At 66.9% G+C, this 16,455-nt stretch carries 14 protein-coding genes and 1 tRNA gene; 3 read left to right on the forward strand and 12 right to left on the reverse strand.

Annotation, left to right across the window (positions count from 1 at the left end; genetic code table 11):
• Window position 1: 1 nt before the first annotated feature.
• The 7 genes from G6N27_RS10595 to mfd form a co-directional block, all read right to left on the reverse strand.
• A complete protein-coding gene (locus tag G6N27_RS10595; protein WP_232064940.1) occupies window positions 2–949 on the reverse strand; it encodes a Ppx/GppA phosphatase family protein in 948 nt (315 codons plus the stop codon).
• Window positions 946–1,437 carry a DUF501 domain-containing protein gene (locus G6N27_RS10600; RefSeq protein WP_179963371.1) on the reverse strand — a complete coding sequence of 164 codons (492 nt, stop codon included), beginning with the start codon at window positions 1,435–1,437 and terminating at the stop codon, window positions 946–948. Before G6N27_RS10600 ends, G6N27_RS10595 begins: the two co-directional genes overlap by 4 nt.
• Window positions 1,430–2,098 carry an FtsB family cell division protein gene (locus G6N27_RS10605; protein ID WP_163776299.1) on the reverse strand — a complete coding sequence of 223 codons (669 nt, stop codon included), beginning with the start codon at window positions 2,096–2,098 and terminating at the stop codon, window positions 1,430–1,432. Before G6N27_RS10605 ends, G6N27_RS10600 begins: the two co-directional genes overlap by 8 nt.
• Window positions 2,099–2,119: 21 nt before the next feature.
• On the reverse strand, window positions 2,120–3,400 hold the full coding sequence (eno, locus tag G6N27_RS10610) for a phosphopyruvate hydratase (protein ID WP_163776300.1): 1,281 nt from the start codon (window positions 3,398–3,400) through the stop codon (window positions 2,120–2,122).
• Between the two features lie 52 nt (window positions 3,401–3,452).
• The gene (locus G6N27_RS10615) at window positions 3,453–4,184 is read right to left on the reverse strand and encodes a lytic transglycosylase domain-containing protein (protein ID WP_163781623.1); all 732 of its coding nucleotides are present in this window, start codon (window positions 4,182–4,184) and stop codon (window positions 3,453–3,455) included.
• 174 nt (window positions 4,185–4,358) lie between these two features.
• A complete protein-coding gene (locus tag G6N27_RS10620; protein WP_163776301.1) occupies window positions 4,359–5,348 on the reverse strand; it encodes a nucleoside triphosphate pyrophosphohydrolase in 990 nt (329 codons plus the stop codon).
• Window positions 5,345–8,965: a transcription-repair coupling factor gene (gene mfd, locus G6N27_RS10625; RefSeq protein ID WP_163776302.1), complete on the reverse strand. Its 3,621-nt coding sequence runs from the start codon at window positions 8,963–8,965 to the stop codon at window positions 5,345–5,347. Before mfd ends, G6N27_RS10620 begins: the two co-directional genes overlap by 4 nt.
• A gap of 105 nt (window positions 8,966–9,070) precedes the next feature.
• On the opposite strand from mfd, the gene lysA reads away from it, so the two are divergent.
• Window positions 9,071–10,417: a diaminopimelate decarboxylase gene (lysA, locus tag G6N27_RS10630; RefSeq protein WP_163776303.1), complete on the forward strand. Its 1,347-nt coding sequence runs from the start codon at window positions 9,071–9,073 to the stop codon at window positions 10,415–10,417.
• 68 nt (window positions 10,418–10,485) lie between these two features.
• Here lysA and G6N27_RS10635 read toward each other — a convergent pair whose 3' ends face one another.
• Window positions 10,486–11,079 (reverse strand): TetR/AcrR family transcriptional regulator, encoded by a 594-nt coding sequence (locus G6N27_RS10635; RefSeq protein ID WP_163781626.1) that lies wholly within the window; start codon window positions 11,077–11,079, stop codon window positions 10,486–10,488.
• Between the two features lie 153 nt (window positions 11,080–11,232).
• On the opposite strand from G6N27_RS10635, the gene G6N27_RS10640 reads away from it, so the two are divergent.
• Window positions 11,233–11,304, forward strand: a tRNA-Gln gene (locus tag G6N27_RS10640).
• Between the two features lie 552 nt (window positions 11,305–11,856).
• On the forward strand, window positions 11,857–12,597 hold the full coding sequence (locus G6N27_RS10645; protein ID WP_163776304.1) for a hypothetical protein: 741 nt from the start codon (window positions 11,857–11,859) through the stop codon (window positions 12,595–12,597).
• On the opposite strand, the gene G6N27_RS10650 is transcribed toward G6N27_RS10645, so the two are convergent.
• From G6N27_RS10650 to G6N27_RS10665, 4 genes are read right to left on the reverse strand one after another with little or no spacing between them, the layout of a single operon-like run.
• A complete protein-coding gene (locus tag G6N27_RS10650) occupies window positions 12,594–12,836 on the reverse strand; it encodes an acyl carrier protein (RefSeq protein WP_163776305.1) in 243 nt (80 codons plus the stop codon). The two genes, G6N27_RS10645 and G6N27_RS10650, sit on opposite strands and share 4 nt — an antisense overlap.
• A 39-nt stretch (window positions 12,837–12,875) precedes the next feature.
• Entirely contained in the window at window positions 12,876–13,751 is an 876-nt protein-coding gene (locus G6N27_RS10655; RefSeq protein WP_232064941.1) for a class I SAM-dependent methyltransferase, read from the reverse strand.
• Window positions 13,748–14,611: an acyl-CoA desaturase gene (locus G6N27_RS10660; RefSeq protein WP_163776307.1), complete on the reverse strand. Its 864-nt coding sequence runs from the start codon at window positions 14,609–14,611 to the stop codon at window positions 13,748–13,750. The genes G6N27_RS10655 and G6N27_RS10660 overlap by 4 nt, the downstream gene beginning before the upstream one ends.
• A complete protein-coding gene (locus G6N27_RS10665; RefSeq protein WP_163776308.1) occupies window positions 14,608–16,317 on the reverse strand; it encodes a fatty acyl-AMP ligase in 1,710 nt (569 codons plus the stop codon). The genes G6N27_RS10660 and G6N27_RS10665 overlap by 4 nt, the downstream gene beginning before the upstream one ends.
• Between the last annotated feature and the right edge of the window lie 138 nt (window positions 16,318–16,455).

Raw genomic sequence — 16,455 nt, forward strand, 5'->3', positions numbered from 1 at the left:
GCTAACCGTCGGCGATCGAGAGCGCGATGCCGTCCAGGATGTCGTGCTCACTGACGGTCAGCGCGTCGATGCCGGCCCGGTCGCGTAGCGCGAACGCCAGTTCCTCGATCACAATCGCCCCGCCCCCGATCACGTCCACCCGGCCCTCGTGCATCGGCCCCAGTGCGGCCCGCGCAGCCCGGCTCATCCCGATCAGACCGTCACAGACTTCCAGCAGCCGCTCGCTGCCGACCCGGAGGAGATGGATGGCCGCAGAGTCATAGGCCGTCATGCCCTGTGCAAGTGCCGCGACCGTCGTCATCGTTCCGGCCACCCCGACCCAGGTGCGGGCCTGCTCCACCGGAACCACCCGCAGCGCCTCGCCGAGCCGCTCGCGAACGAGCTCACGGGCGGCGGCCACCTCGGCGGCTGTCGGCGGATCGGAATGCAGGCAGCGTTCGGTCAGCCGCACGCAGCCGATGTCGGCCGAGAAGCTCGCGGTGACGGTGTCGGTGCCCAGCACCACCTCGGTCGACCCGCCGCCCAGATCGACGATGACGAAAGGTCCCGCGGCGGAGTCCAATTCGTTGACCGCCCCGTGGAAGGACAGCTCGGCCTCTTCCACTCCGGTGATCACCTCGGCGATCGCGCCCTCGACCACGTGGCCGAGCACGTCGGCGGTCATCGCGAAAAAGACGTCGCGGTTGGCGGCGTCGCGGGTGGCCGAGGTCGCGACCATGCGTATCCGGCCGACACCGTGGGAGCTGCAAAGCGCGGCGTAATCCACCAACGCAGAACGGGTGCGCTGCAACGCCTCCAGCGCGAACTGGCCCGTGGCGTCGACGCCCTGGCCGAGTCGGACGATGCGCATCTCGCGATGCACATCGTGCAGCCGTCCGTCGACCTCCTCGGCGATCAGAAGCCGAATCGAGTTGGTGCCGCAGTCAATTGCGGCGACGCGCGCGTTCAAATCCACTCCCCCGGCGTCAGGATTCCGGCCATCGCCGGCTCGGCGGCCAGCACCGCCAGCGCCTCATCGCCGAAGGGATTCGTTCCCGGTCCTGCGGCCAGCGAATGCGCGATCAGCACGTGCAGACACTTGACCCGATCAGGCATCCCGCCCGCGGAGACGTTGGTGCCCAACGGTTCGATCGCGTTGCGCTCGGCCAGATACGATTCGTGAGCTCGCCGATACGCGGCGGACAGTTCGGGTTCGCGGTGCAGCCGCTCGGTCATCTCCCGCATCATGCCGGTCGACTCCAGTCTGCTGGCGCCGGCCGTCAGCGCCGGATGAGTCAGGTAGTACAACGTCGGAAACGGCGTTCCGTCAGGCAGTTTCGGCGCTGTTCGGACGACGCCGGGTTCGCCGTTGGGACACCGGTAGGCGACTTCCAATACTCCTCGCGGCTCGCGACCGAGCTGGCGGGCCACCGCGTCGAGGTCAGCACGGTCAACCACCGGGCGGCGGCCCCGGACTAGGCTGCCGAGCCGGCGGGCCAGGCACCGGTGGCGGCGGCGCATCGGATGCGGGTGGCGTTGGAGGCCCGTGCGGGTTGTCGGCGATGGTGTGCCACAGCGACGTGTACCACGGGTCGTTCGTGGTCGCCGCGGTCGGCGTCGACCCCGGCTCGGCGGGCAGCGCCGCATTCGGCGGCAGTTGAATCTGATACGGAATCTCCCCCGGCCTCACGAAGCCAAGGCGTTCGCGGGCTTGCGCCGCGATATATGCGGGGTCGGCGAGTTTGACCTTCTGCTGTTCGAGGTCGGTGATCTGACCACGCAGCGCGGCTTCGGAGGCGGCCAGCTGCTTCATCTCGGTGCGCTGCGCGAAGTAGGTCCGGACCGGGCCCGCGATGGTCAGCGTCAGCACGCAGACAACGGCGGCCAGGATCGCCGCCCGCCGCGCGGTCAGGCCGAGTCGCTGGTCGGACCGCTGCTCGGCCGATTCCGCAAGCGCCTGCTTGATCGGTTCGATGACTTCCGGCGCGGCCCGCGCCGTACCGGGCGCGCGACGGGCCCCCGCGGACTTGCGCGGCCGCCCGGCAACCGAATCGCCGCCTCGGCCCGGCCGTGAGGCCGGTGAGCGCCGCTTCGGTTCTGGCCGTTTGGATTCGGGCATCGGGGCTAGGGGCTATCCGGTTTACGGCGCGTATCGGGGGAATGCCAGATCGCCGGCATAGCGCGCGGCGTCGCCGAGGGCTTCTTCGATCCGCAGCAGCTGGTTGTACTTCGCGACGCGTTCGCTGCGCGCCGGCGCACCGGTCTTGATCTGCCCGCTGCCGACCGCGACCGCCAGGTCGGCGATCGTGGTGTCCTCGGTCTCACCGCTGCGGTGGCTCATCATCGTCCGGTATCCGCTGTGGTGCGCCAGCGACACCGCGTCGAGCGTCTCGGTCAGCGTGCCGATCTGGTTGACCTTGACCAGCAACGCATTTGCGGCACCCTTCTCGATGCCGTCTTCGAGGCGTTCGGGATTGGTCACGAACAGGTCGTCGCCGACAATCTGCACCCGGTCGCCGATAGCTGTCGTCAAGGCCACCCACCCGTCCCAATCATCTTCGGCGAGTGGATCTTCGATCGACACCAGTGGGTACGAGTCGAGCAGCTCAGCGTAGAACTGCGTCATCTGATCGGCGCTGCGATTCTGCTTCTCGAACGCGTAACCCGTTCCGTCGGTGTAGAACTCGGTGGCCGCGGCGTCGAGCGCCAGCGCCACCTCGGCACCGAGCTTGAATCCCGCCGATTCGATCGCCTGGCTGATCACGTCGAGCGCGGCCCTGGTCCCCGGCACGTCGGGGGCGAATCCGCCTTCGTCACCCAGTCCGGTGGACAGGCCCTGCTTTTTCAGCGCCGCCTTCAGCGCGTGGTAGACCTCGGCGCCCCAGCGCAGCGCCTCGTAGAAGCTGGGCGCCCCGATCGGGGCCACCATGAACTCCTGGATGTCGACGCCGGTGTCGGCGTGTGCGCCGCCGTTGAGGATGTTCATCATCGGCACCGGCAGGATGTGCGCGTTCGGGCCGCCCAGATAGCGGAACAGCGGCAGCTCGGCCGAGTCGGCGGCGGACTTGGCCACCGCCAGTGAGACGCCGAGGATGGCGTTGGCGCCCAGCCTGGACTTGTCCGGGGTGCCGTCGAGGTCCAGCAGGGCCTGATCGATCAGCCGCTGGTCGTCGGCGTTGAGCCCGATCACGGCCGGAGCGATTTCGTCGAGCACGGCCTGTACGGCCTTCTTGACGCCCTTACCGCCGTACCGATCGCCGCCGTCGCGCAGCTCGACGGCCTCGTGCTCACCGGTCGACGCGCCGGAGGGCACCGCGGCCCGGGCAAACGTCCCGTCGATCAGGGCCACCTCGACCTCGACCGTGGGGTTGCCGCGCGAATCGAGGATCTCGCGGGCCCCGACCTGCTCGATAATCGGCACTGGTTCTCCTTGCGTCGTCCGTCACTGCAACCAGTAGCCTAAGGCCTGCGCGTCAGAGGGGGTGTCCCGCCGCGTACGCGGTGGCCCAGTCACGAACGGCGCGAGCATATTCGTCGGAGTCGTTGTAGGCCCACAGCGCCGTTATCCAGCCCCGTGGTGTGGCGAGATCCTTGCCTCGCCAACACAGGTATCCCGCGGCCGACAGCGCGGCGTCGTCAATGTTGTCGACGTCGGCCTTGTTGTCGTTGTTGGCGTCCACCCCGTATTCCCGCCAGGTCTCCGGAATGAACTGCATCGGTCCCATCGCCCGAACGGTGTCCGACTCGCTGCCCATGGCACCCGGATCGCTGTCGATGATGCGCATGGTGCCGTTGGTGCCGTCCAGCACCACACCTCTGATCGGCGGACGCACGTCGCCGTTGGGAGACAGGATCGCGTGGTGGTAAGTGCCGTGATGGCTTTCGACCTGACCGATGCCGGCCAGCGTCGTCCACGCGATGTGGCAGTTGGGGTTCTCCACCTCGGCGACCCGGGCCGCGTAGCCGTAGGCCTCGAGCGCGGTCACCGGAATTTTCAGGGCGGCGGAATGAGCGGCCGCCCACTCGTGCAGCTGGTCAGCGGGTCGTCCCTTGGCGTGGGTGTCGACCGGCGGGACCGCGGCGCCCGGTGGTGGCGGAACCCCTTTGGGAATGAAGGGGCCCAGCTGCCAGCTGCAGCTGGATGCCAACAGCAGCGCCGTTGCGCCTAAGACGGCCAACGTGCGCAGCCAACGGACCGCCGACACTTCAAACACCCCTAAAACACGATTCCTCGACCATGGTCCCACGCGAATCGAGCAGGTCACCGCCACCCGGGCGGCCGATGTCGGCGATATGGGGGCTATCCAGCAGCGATGATCAGCGCCGGGGCGGTATTCAGCCCTGGTCTGGACGCGCCCCGGGCGTGTCGGACATCACCGTCATTCCGCGGATCCGACGTCTGAAACCCCGGCTTCACCGGCCACCTCGTCGTCGGCGTCCACCGCCGGCCAGTGTTCGCGCCACTCCTGCTCTCTGATCGCACCGGCCGGGGCGATCTCCAAGTCTGCGGCGATGTCACCTGCCCGTCGCTCGACGGTGATCGCCTTCTCGACGCCGCGGACGGTGTCCATGAATTCCAAAACGGCTGTGCGCAAGGAGTTCTCGGCATCGATCTCAGCTGTCACGGTGATCGACGTGAGTTCGCCCGGAATCAGATCGATGGGGAGACCGGCCCGAGTGACACGCTGGATCACCTTCTGCGCCAATGCCAAAGCGGGCTGGCCGGTGGGCACGTCGTCCATCACCGAGGTGCGGGGCTTCTCCAGCGCCTTGCGCTCTTCCCACTGGGCGAGCTGGTCGTCGAGTGAAATCGATTCGCCGGCAAGAACTCCCGGAGCCCGGTTGCCCAGCTTTCGCAGCAGCGCGTCGGCGACGTCGTCGATGGTGAACGGATGTTGCGGTGCATCTTCGGCGATCCGGGCGTGGAACAGCACCTGCAGCAGGACGTCGCCGAGCTCGTCCCGCAAGGCATCGGCGTCGCCGCTGTGCACCGCGTCGAACAGCTCGTAAGTCTCCTCGAGCAAAAACCTGCGCAGCGAATCGTGTGTCTGCTCGCTCTCCCATGGGCCCGCGGTTCGCAGTTTGTCCATCATCGCGACGGCGTCGACCAGGCGCTCCCCGGGTTGCTGGCCGGGCGCGGCTATCAGGCGCTCCCCGGCGGCCAGTCGCGCGGTGACCGATGGATGGTCGGGGTCCGAGGACAGCAGCACCGGAGCATCCTCGCCGGTGTGCGCCGAGCGCGCCGCCGGCAGCGACCAGGGCACCGCGACGGGCATCTCCTCGGTGTACTGCACCTCACCGGTGAGCAACTCGATCGCTTCGACCGGAACCAGCGACGGGCGCCGCGGGTCGACCAAAATGACGGTCAAGAGCCCCTCCTCGCCGTCTGTTCTCCTTGCTTAGCATCCAGCGCCGACACCAGATCAGCCACCATTCGCACCAACTCGAGGTCACGAATTCGGGGTGCGCCGACACCGCCGGCGCGCGGAATCGGAACCAGCACCGTCGAGGTGGTGGCGCGGTAACGCGCACCCGGATACATCCGCGCCAGGCGCACCTGAGCGGAGTCGGGCAGCGTCATCGGTGCCAGTCGCACCGTGGCCTCCGACGGCGCCGACACTTCGGTGATGCCGGCCGCCCGGCACAGTAGCCGCAGCCGCGCGACGGCGATCAGCCGCTCGGCGGTCTCCGGCAACGCGCCGTAGCGGTCGGTCAGCTCTTCGACCGCGGCATCGACGGCCGCGTCGTCGGCTGCGGCCGCCAGCCGCCGATAGCCCTCCAGCCGTAGCCGGTCGCTGGGAATGTAATCGGGCGGCAGGTGCGCGTCGACCGGCAGATCGATGCGGACGTCTTTGGGCTCTTCGGCGCTGACGACGGTCTGCCCGTCGGCCGCCGCTCGGTACGCCTCGACCGCCTCGCCGACCAGACGGACGTAGAGGTCGAAGCCGACGCCGGCGACGTGCCCGGACTGCTCGACGCCGAGCACGTTGCCCGCGCCGCGGATCTCGAGGTCTTTCATGGCAACGGCCATTCCAGCGCCCAGCTCATTGTTCTGCGCGATCGTGGCGAGGCGGTCGTAGGCGGTCTCGGTCAGCGGCACGTGCTGTGGATACATGAAGTAGGCATAGCCGCGTTCCCGGCTGCGGCCGACCCGCCCGCGCAGCTGGTGCAGCTGCGACAGCCCGAAGGTGTCGGCACGCTCGACGATCAGCGTGTTGGCGTTGGAGATGTCCAGGCCTGTTTCGACGATCGTGGTGCAGACCAGAATGTCGAACTCACGGTTCCAGAATCCTTCGACGGTGGTCTCCAGCAGCTCTTCGTGCATCTGGCCGTGTGCGACAGCGACTTTGGCCTCGGGCACCAGCTCGCGCACCCGCGCCGCCGCCGCGTCGATCGAGCTGACCCGGTTGTGCACGTAGAAGACCTGCCCGTCGCGCAGCAGTTCCCGGCGCAGGGCCGCGGCGACCTGCTTGTCGTCCTGCGGGCCGACGTAGGTGAGCACCGGGTAGCGCTCTTCGGGCGGGGTCAGGATCGTCGACATCTCCCGGATCCCGGCCAGGCTCATCTCCAGCGTGCGGGGAATCGGGGTGGCGCTCATCGTCAACACGTCGACGTGGGTGCGCAGCGACTTGATGTGTTCCTTGTGCTCGACGCCGAAGCGTTGCTCCTCGTCGACGACCACCAGCCCGAGGTCCTTCCATCGCACCCCGGTCTGCAGCAACCGATGCGTGCCGATCACGATGTCGACGGTGCCGTCGGCCATACCGTCGAGCACGGCGCGGGATTCGGTCGCCTCGGTGAACCGGGACAGGCCCTTGATCCGGACCGGAAAGCCGGCCATCCGCGCGGTGAAAGTCTGCAGATGCTGGTCGGCGAGCAAGGTGGTCGGCACCAGCACCGCGACCTGCTTGCCGTCCTGCACGGCCTTGAACGCCGCCCGCACCGCGATCTCGGTCTTGCCGTAGCCGACGTCGCCGCAGATCACCCGGTCCATCGGCACCGGCTTCTCCATGTCCGACTTGACCTCGGTGATCGCGGTCAGCTGGTCCACCGTTTCGGTGAAGCCGAACGCATCTTCCATTTCGGCCTGCCACGGAGTGTCCGGACCGAACGCGTGGCCCGCGCTCGCCTGCCGCTTGGCGTACAGCGACACCAGTTCGCCCGCGATCTCCCGGACCGCTTTGCGGGCCTTGGTTTTCGTGTTGGTCCAGTCGCTGCCGCCGAGCCTGCTCAGCGCGGGCGCCTGGCCACCGACGTAGCGCGACAGCTGATCCAGGGAATCCATCGGCACGTAGAGCTTGTCGGTCTGGTTCTGGCCACGTTTGCTCGACGCGTACTCCAGCACCAGATACTCGCGCCGCGCACCGCCGACGGTGCGCTCGGTCATCTCGACGAACCGCCCGATGCCGTGCTGGTCGTGCACCACCAGGTCACCCGCGGTCAGCGCCAGCGGGTCGACGGTGTTGCGACGTTTGGCGGCAAGGCGCCTGCCTTCGGAAGCGGCCATCCGGTTGCCGGTCAGATCGGTCTCGGTGACGATCACCAGCCCGGCACCCGGGAACACCACCCCGGCGTGCAGCGGGCCTTTGAGCACACCGACCACTCCCGGTCGGGGCTCCGCTCCCGGCTCCAACATCGTTGCGGGAGTCTCGGATTCGGCCAGCTGCTCGACGACGCGGTGCGCGGTTCCGGTACCGGGCGCGACCACGGCGGCGACCCCGCCGGTCGACACGTGCGCGCGCAGCATCGCGAAGAGTTCGTCGATGTCGCGCTGGTGGCCGCGGGCTGACGGCGCGGTCCGGATGTCCAACTCGATCGCCGACTCGTCGGACAGCTGGCTCAGCGTCCACCACGGGTGACCGGATTGCCGCGCGGCGGCCTGGACCTCGTCGAGTTCACGGAAACCCGAGCCGCCGAGTTGCTCGACGTCGATGGGCGAATCGCCGCCGACCGCCGCCACCGACCACGACGCGTCGAGAAATTCGCGGCCGGTCTTGATCAGGTCGGCCGCGCGGGTGCGGACCTTTTCCGGGTCGCAGACCAGCACCGGCGTGCCCTCCGCCAGTTGATCGGTCAGCAACGCCACACCGTCGGGCCGCAGCACCGGCAGCAGGGCCTCCATGCCGTCGACCGGGATACCTTCGGCCAGCTTGGCCAGCATGTCGCCGACGCCGCCGGTGACGCCGTGTTCGGCCGGCGGCTGGTGTCCGGCCAGTTCGGCGGCCCGCGCCCGCACGTCGTCGGTCAGCAACACTTCGCGACAGGCGACCGCGATCACGGTGTCGATGCTGATTTCCGGGATCGAACGCTGGTCGGCGACCGCGAACATCCGCATCTCGCTGACCTCGTCGCCCCAGAACTCGACGCGCACCGGGTGCTCGGCGGTCGGTGCGAAGACGTCGAGAATGCCGCCGCGTACTGCGAATTCGCCCCGTCGGCCGACCATGTCCACCCGGGTGTAGGCGAGCTCGACCAGTCTCGAGATGACGTCTTCGAAGACCATCTCGTCGCCGACGGTCATAGTGAGCGGCTCCAGCCGGCCCAACCCGGACACCATCGGCTGCAACAACGAGCGCACCGCGGTGACCACCACCTGCAGCGGCGGGCCCAGCCGGGTGTCGTCCGGATGGGCAAGCCTGCGCAGCAACATCATTCGTGCGCCGACGGTGTCGACACCAGGTGACAGCCGTTCGTGCGGCAGCGTCTCCCAGGACGGGAACATCCCTACGGCGTCGCCGTAGACACCGCGCAGCTCCGCGGTGAGGTCGTCGGCTTCGCGGCCGGTGGCGGTGACCACCAGCAACGGGCCCCGCCGGGCCAACGCGCAGGTGACGAACAGCCGCGCGCTGGCCGGCCCGACCAACGTCAAATCATCGGGTTGAGCTGCGGAAAGGTCGACGAGCTGCTGGAGCGTCGGCGTCCGCAGCGCCAACTCCACCAACCCCGCGATCGGGGTAACTACGCAATCCGGCCCCGGTGCGGTCATGATGCCGCCATTGTATGGGTTACGAGATCGTCAAATTTCGGCCGTGCTTCGTCAAGGACGCGTAAGGGACGCCACATTCCAGCGCACCGCGCGGAGGCTGAAGTCATGACATCGACTTTGCCCGACATACTGCCCTGCTTAGGTTTTGCGGCGCCGCCGCGGTTTCACCCGGCGATCTGGCCGCTGACCGCCCACGCCGATGACGACGGACGCCTCTGCATCGGTGAGATACCTCTCACCGACATCGCCGACGAGTTCGGCACTCCGACCCATGTGATCGACGAGGCCGACTTTCGGAGCCGTGCCCGCGGCTATCGCGCAGCGCTGGGCGGTATCGAGGTGCTCTATGCCGGCAAGTCCCTGCTGACCATCGCCGTGGCGCGCTGGGTGCACGAGGAAGGGCTGGGACTCGACGTGTGCTCGGCCGGCGAGCTGGCCGTCGCAATGGCAGGCGGGGTGGAAAAGTCCCGCATCGTCATGCACGGCAACGCGAAGTCGCACGAAGATCTACGCGCCGCGGTGCGTTTCGGAGTCGGGCGCGTCGTGCTCGATTCGAGCATCGAGATCACCGACCTCGCCGGTCTGGCGGAGCAACGGCAGCGAGTTCTGATTCGGGTGACGCCCGATCTCGACATCCACGGTCACCGCGCGGTCACGACTGGGGTCAGTGACCAGAAGTTCGGGTTCGCCCTCGACGGTGGTCACGCCGCCGACGCCGTCACGCGAGTGCTCTCGCACCCCAGCCTGCGGCTGATCGGATTGCATTGCCACCTCGGCTCACAGGTCACCGATGCGGCGATCTACGCCGAGGCGATCCGCCGGATGATCGCCGCCATGGCCGACGTCCGGGCCCGGCACGGAATCATCCTGACCGAGCTGAACATCGGTGGTGGCCACGGAGTTCCGTATCTGGCCGGCGACCCGCAGCTCAACCTCGACGAGCTGGCCCGGGTGATCGACGACGCACTGGACTCGGCCTGTGCTGCTGAGCGATTTCCGCGCCCGACGATCGTCGTGGAACCCGGCCGGGCAATCAGCGCGCGCGCCGGCGTCACGGTGTATCAGGTGCGCGGCGTCAAATCACAGCCGGGCGGACGCACCTTCGTCGCGATCGACGGGGGGATGAGTGACAACCCACGGGTGTCGCTGTACGGGGCCAAATACACTGTTGCGCTTGCCAATCGCCATTCCCTCGCGCCAAGACGACGGGTCACCATAGCGGGGCGGCATTGTGAGGCGGGCGACGAGATCGCCCGCGACATCGAGCTACCGGCCGATGTGCGGCCGGGCGACCTGCTCGCGGTGGCCTGCACCGGCGCTTATCACCACAGCATGGCCTCGAACTACAACATGGTCGGCCGGCCGCCACTGATTGCGGTCAAGGACGGCCGGGCCCGCGAGTTGGTCCGCCGCGAAACGACGGCCGACGTGTTGTCCCGCGACCGTGGCTGACATTTGCGCTCCGTCGTCTAACTGTTCGGCTTCTCCTCGGGCCGCTCGCGGCCCGCATCGTCGCCGAACTACTCGTCCTGCAGGTGAGGGTCGGCTTCCAGATGGGTCAGCCCGTTCCACACCAGATTGACCAGATGCGCGGCGACGACTTCTTTCTTCGGTTCCCGGGTGTCGAGCCACCACTGCGCGGTCATCGACACCGACCCGACCAGCGCCTGGGCGTAGAGCGGGGCGAGGTCGGAGTCCAGGCCGCGGCGGGCGAAGTCACCGGCCAGAATGGAACTGACCTGGCTGACCGCGTCGTTGAGCAAGCTCGAGTACGTGCCCGAACTGATCGACGCCGGTGAGTCGCGGATCATGATGCGGAAGCCGTCGGTGTGTTCTTCGACATAGGTGAGCAACGCCAGCGCCACCCGTTCGACCCGCACCCGCGATCTGTTGTTGGTCAGCGAGGACGTGATCCCGTCCAGCAACGCCGACATCTCCCGGTCGACGACGACCGCATAAAGGCCTTCTTTGCCGCCGAAGTGCTCGTAGACGACGGGCTTGGAGACGTTCGCGCGAAGGGCGATCTCCTCGATCGATGTACCTTCGTAACCGCGCTCGGCGAACAGCGATCGCGCGATGTCGATGAGTTGGTGGCGGCGCTCGCTACCGGTCATCCTGGTGCGGGGCGCCCGCGTTTCCTTGTCCGGCGCGGCCACGCCTAACAGGCTATCGGGTCGAACCCGCCGGAGCGGACGCCTTGGCTGCGGTCCGCGATTGGGCCGCCCGGTCGTCTAGAGTGGACGCGGTTTAACCGCTGGTCGTAACGATCCGTCGTGGTGTAATCGGCAGCACTTCTGATTTTGGTTCAGACAGTTCAGGTTCGAGTCCTGGCGACGGAGCTCCCCATGTGAGCTCGACCACTCCGATTCAGATAGTTCACGAGCCGCTCCCCGCCCTGCAAAGGCTGACTACGAGCGCTGTCAATTCAATTCGAACATAGCCCTTGCCCTTTCTCAGGCATTGCTGATGAGCAATTGAGAATTACTGCAACCTGTGGATCATTTGTATCGCCCAGCAGACCGGTTAGCTTGGCGCCCACGAGAAATTGTGCCTATTTGCCGAGCAAATTCGGTAGTTCTAATGCGCGATAATCGGCAGGCGCGCGGACCGTGCTCCCAAGCCTGGGCCAGCGCTCTCAGCTGCGACACAGCATTGCCGATTTCGGCGTTACGTTGCAGGTCAGCGGGTGGAAAGTGTAATACTATGACCTGAGCCTGGCTGGCGACGACGATCGCCTGCGTTCTCCAAATGGCTTATTCCAATAATTGAATATCGTTTCTAGTGAGTTTGTGAGTACCAGGTTCATGAAGCAGCCGGAACTCATTCAATGAGCACCAAAAGTGCCACGAAACAAACTGGAAGTTGGCGCCCTCGCGAGGGAAGGGACCCACATGACCACTGTTTCGCTGGATTTCACGTCCGCTGATGAGTTCATTCTGCCCAAGAGCCTCAGCTGGCGAGACACCCACATCAACTGCACGCTGGTCGTTGCACAGCCATCTACCGACCGCGCGTTGTGGTCGGAATTCGTCGCGGGCGCACACCGCAGCTACTGCAAGCGCGGCGTAGAGGCCGCGCTGGACATCGACGTGATGCGCACCGGGTCCGACACCGTGATGTTCTTCGCGGTGCTCGACGACGCCGGCCGCATGCTGGCGGGGCTGCGCGCCAAGGGGCCGCTGCACTCCGCAGACGAATCGCACGCTGTCATCGAATGGGCCGGCCAGCCGAGCCAGCAAGCGGTCCGGGACATGATCAACACCCGCGTACCGTTCGGCGTCCTGGAGATGAAGTCGGGGTGGGTGGCCGACGACGCGGATCGGGATCTCGACCTGACCACCCCGCTGGCCCGCAGCGCCTTTCACATGATGACCCTGATCGATGTGCAATTCTGCATGGCGACAGCGGCAGCCTACGTACTCAACCGGTGGCGCAGCTCTGGCGGGCTGGTGGCGGGGATCCCCGCGACGCCCTACCCCGACGAGCGCTATCAGACCAAGATGATTTGGTGGAACCGGCGCGATTTCGTGCCGCACGCCGAGCCGGCTCAGGTCGCGAAAATCCTCACCGAGACAAGCCGATTGGCCCACGCATTCGACCAGGGTCGCGGGAGAAGGTTGTTGTCGGGCTAGTCGTCGCCGTTCGCGATGCAGCGGGCGAGCTGCTCGATCGTCGGATAGTTGTACGGCAGCGCGGCGGACAGCGGGCGGCCGACGAAGTCTTCCAGTTCGCCAACCAGCCTGACCGCGTCCGCCGAATCCAGACCCAGTTTGTCGAAACGCCGTGTGCGATCGACCTCGTTGGCCGGCGTGCCAGTCCGGTCGGCAACCTGCTCGGCCAGCATCGCTTCGATCTCGTCGTAGCTCTTCACCGCAACCTCTCCTGGATTACCAATCGCGTCCGTCCCAGCTCACCAGCGGCCCGGCATGTCGATCCGGCGCATGGTCACCCGCAGCAGCGTGAACGCGCCGAGTTCCATCGAGTACGCGAACATCCGCAGGTAACGCTCGTAGCGGGCGACGAGTTCTTCGCTGGACACCGCGACCGCCTCGTCCCGCCGTGCCCGCAGGCGATCGAACCACGCCCGTAGCGTCTTGACGTAGTCATCGCGATCGTTTCGCACTCGTTCGATTTCGAGCTCCATCTCCGCGGCGCGGGCGATATCGGCAAGTCGCGGCAGTTCCGACTCCGGGAAGATCTCGTCGACGATGAAGCGGTCGCGCAGCGGTCGATCCCGCGGAATGTCGCCATAGGCGATGGTCTGCAACGACAGGCGGCCACCCGGCTTGAGCCAACCGCGGCACGCGCTGAAGAACTGGCGGTACGCCTCGACCTGCTCCTCGCCGGACAACCCGAAACGCGCGAAGTGCTCGAACGCACCGACCGAGATGATCGCGTCGAAAGGCTCGGCCGGCTCGTAGCCACTCCAACCGCGCTCGTGGATCTCGACATTCGCCGGTGCAATACCGCGGAGGTACTGGGCCTGCGCATCCGAAAGGGTCAGTCCCACGGCGTGTTGTACGCCGTGGGAGCCGACCATGTGCATGATCTGCGCACCCCAGCCACAACCGATGTCGAGCACTCGCGCGGCGCCGGCCGCACCTGCCTGCTGGACGTGGTAGTCGAGTTTGCGTCGCTGCGCGCGCTCCAAGTCGTCGTCGGGGCCTTCCCACATGGCGCATGAGTAAGCCATCGTCGGATCAAGCCAGATCCGCCAGAAGTCGTTTCCAACGTCGTAGTGATGGCGAATCGCGGACGGACTGGCGCCCAGATATGTATCGCTCAATCGGAACTCACTTTGCTCACAGGCCGCTTGAGGTCGCTGACCAGCCCAAGCATCGACAGCCCGCGCAGCAGCATGCCGCCGATGTCGATCTGCCACCATCGCACCCGCGTGGTGTACACCCGCGGCGCGTCGTGGTGGTTGGCGTGATTGCCGCCGCCGAACGCGGGCAGCGCCAGCCACACGCTGTTGCGGGCCTGCCCGGAATGCGCCAGCCGTGCGGGACCGCCGAGCAGGTGACCGAACGAATTCACTGCCCAGACAAGGTGACTCACCAGGAACAGCCGCACCATCCCGCCCCAGAGGAAGCCGGTGAGCGCGCCACGCGCTCCGCCTGCGGCGAAGCCGATCAGCGTTGGGATCGCCAGTCCCAGCGCGCCCCACACCAGGTACGTGCGGTGCAGCGTGATCGTCCGCGAGTTCTGCCACAGGTCTTTGACCTCACCTGCGGTCACCGTCATCCCGGTGTACTCGGAATGGAACAGCCAGCCGGCGTGGGCATGCACGAAGCCGCGGGTGCCGCCGTGCGGCCAGTGCGGCGAGTGCGGATCGCCTTCACGATCTGTGACCGAGTGGTGACGGCGATGGGTGGTCGCCCACCACATCACCGGGCCGAGAAACGCGCTCGATCCCAGCCCACCGAGCAACCAGACCAGCACAGGCGCCGCGGTGAACGCGCGGTGTGCGAAATACCGGTGATAGCCGAGCTCGACGCCCGCCATGGTTGCCAGCGTGCCGACCGCCAAGACGATCAGATCCGTCCGAGACGGCCCGATTCCGTTCGCCCAGAGTGCCGTTGCCGTGATCAGCGCGATGGCCGGAGCGACGACGACGAATGCCGCAAGGACGCGTTCACGAGTCATGCGCTTCGCCCGACGCCGTGGTGGTGGACTTCGGCGAGTTCGCCGCGTCCATAGACCGAGCGGCACTCACCGCGACGGATCTTGCCGCTGGTAGTCCGCGGGATGCTGCCACGCCGGACTAACACAACGACGTCGGGCGGCGTCCCCTGCTCTGCCGCCACCGCACTCACGATGCGGTCGGCCACATCGCCCCAGTCGTCGGCAGCGTCGCGACCGATCTCCTGGACGATCACCAGGCGCTCACGGCTACCGTCGTCGTGTCCGAACGCTGCGCATCCGCCGGGATGCAGCGATTCGACGTGCAGCTGCTCGACGGTGTGCTCGAGGTCCTCAGCCGCGTACTTGACGCCGTTCTTGACCACGATGTCCTTCTCTCGGCCGGTGATGTACAACTCGCCGTCGACGATGCTGCCCACGTCGCCGGTACGCAGCCATGATGCGCTGTCCAAAGTGGCCTCGAACGTGTCGCGCGAGGCCTGCGGTTGGCCGAAGTAGCCGCCTGCGACGCTGCTCCCCCGCACCCAGATCTCGCCCTCGGCACCGTCGTTGCAGCGTGCTCCGGCATGGTCGACGATGGCGACGTCGAGGCCGCCGCGGGGGTAGCCACAGCTCACCCGGGTGATCCCGCGCGGGTCACGCCAGAGCGTAGGCGATTGGCTGCGCTGCCCACCGGTCACCATCAGCGTCGCTTCCGCGAGCCCGTAGCACGGGTAGAACGCCTCGCGACGAAATCCGACGCCGGCGAACGTCTCCGCGAACCGATCCAGCGTGGCTGCGCGCACCGGTTCGGCGCCGACGAACGCGAGATTCCAACTCGACAGGTCAAGTTCGTCGAGGCCGGCACCGCCGCGTCGCCGGGCAGCGGCGGCGCACATCTCGTAGGCGAAGTTCGGCGCGCCACTGGTAGTGGCGCCGTGGCGGCTGATTTCTCGCAACCAGCGCAGCGGATGCTTGAGAAATTGCAGCGGCGTCATCATCACGCATTCCGCCCCGGTGAATACCGGCTGCAGCACGTTGCCGATCAACCCCATGTCGTGTTGAAAAGGCAGCCAGCCGAGGACCACGGTGGATGCGGTGTGCTCGAAAGCGTCCTCGATCAACGCCTCATTGGCCATCAGGTTCCGGTGGCTGACCATGACGCCGCGCGGCGAGCCGGTCGAGCCCGACGAGTACTGCAGGATCGCCAGGTCATCGATGGTGGCTGCCGATGCGAGCAAGGGTGCGTCGGTGGGGACGAGCTCGTCCACCGCGATACACGTCGTGTCTGCGAGCTCGGGAACCAGATCGCGGGCCGGCAGTATCTCCTGCGTGGTGAGCACGACGTCCGGTCGCGCTTCGGCGACGATCGCACGCAGCCGCGGCAATGTCTGGCCCAGTCGCGACGGGATCGGCACATGCGCCGGAACGGCGCAGGTGGCGGTGTAAAAGCAACCGAACAACGCGTCGAGGAACGATGCGTCCTGGGGCAGGAGTAACAGAGCGCGCCGCTGCTTCCCGCTAGCCGGAAGGTCGTTCAGCACGGTTGCCACGGCGCGCGCGCCGGCGTCGATACGGCCCCAGGTCCGGATGTCGACGGCGCCGTCATCTGCGAGGAAGGAGAAGGCGCGGTCGTCGCGCCTGGTGCGGGCATGGCTCTGCAACCGATGCGCAAGCGTTGCGCTCTCTATGCAGGCGTCCGGTTCGCCTACCCAAGCCAAATTCGTCATCACCCTCCCCCCCGAACTGTCGGAAAACTGTCGACGCGAGCCACCGCGCGTCCGAGCTGAAGGGGCCCGAATCATTTGACATCTTAACAATTCGAACATACCCCAGCAGGGTTTGCGGTCATTGTCCATACCGATGGT

Source organism: Mycobacterium cookii (genome assembly GCF_010727945.1).
GTDB lineage: Bacteria > Actinomycetota > Actinomycetes > Mycobacteriales > Mycobacteriaceae > Mycobacterium > Mycobacterium cookii.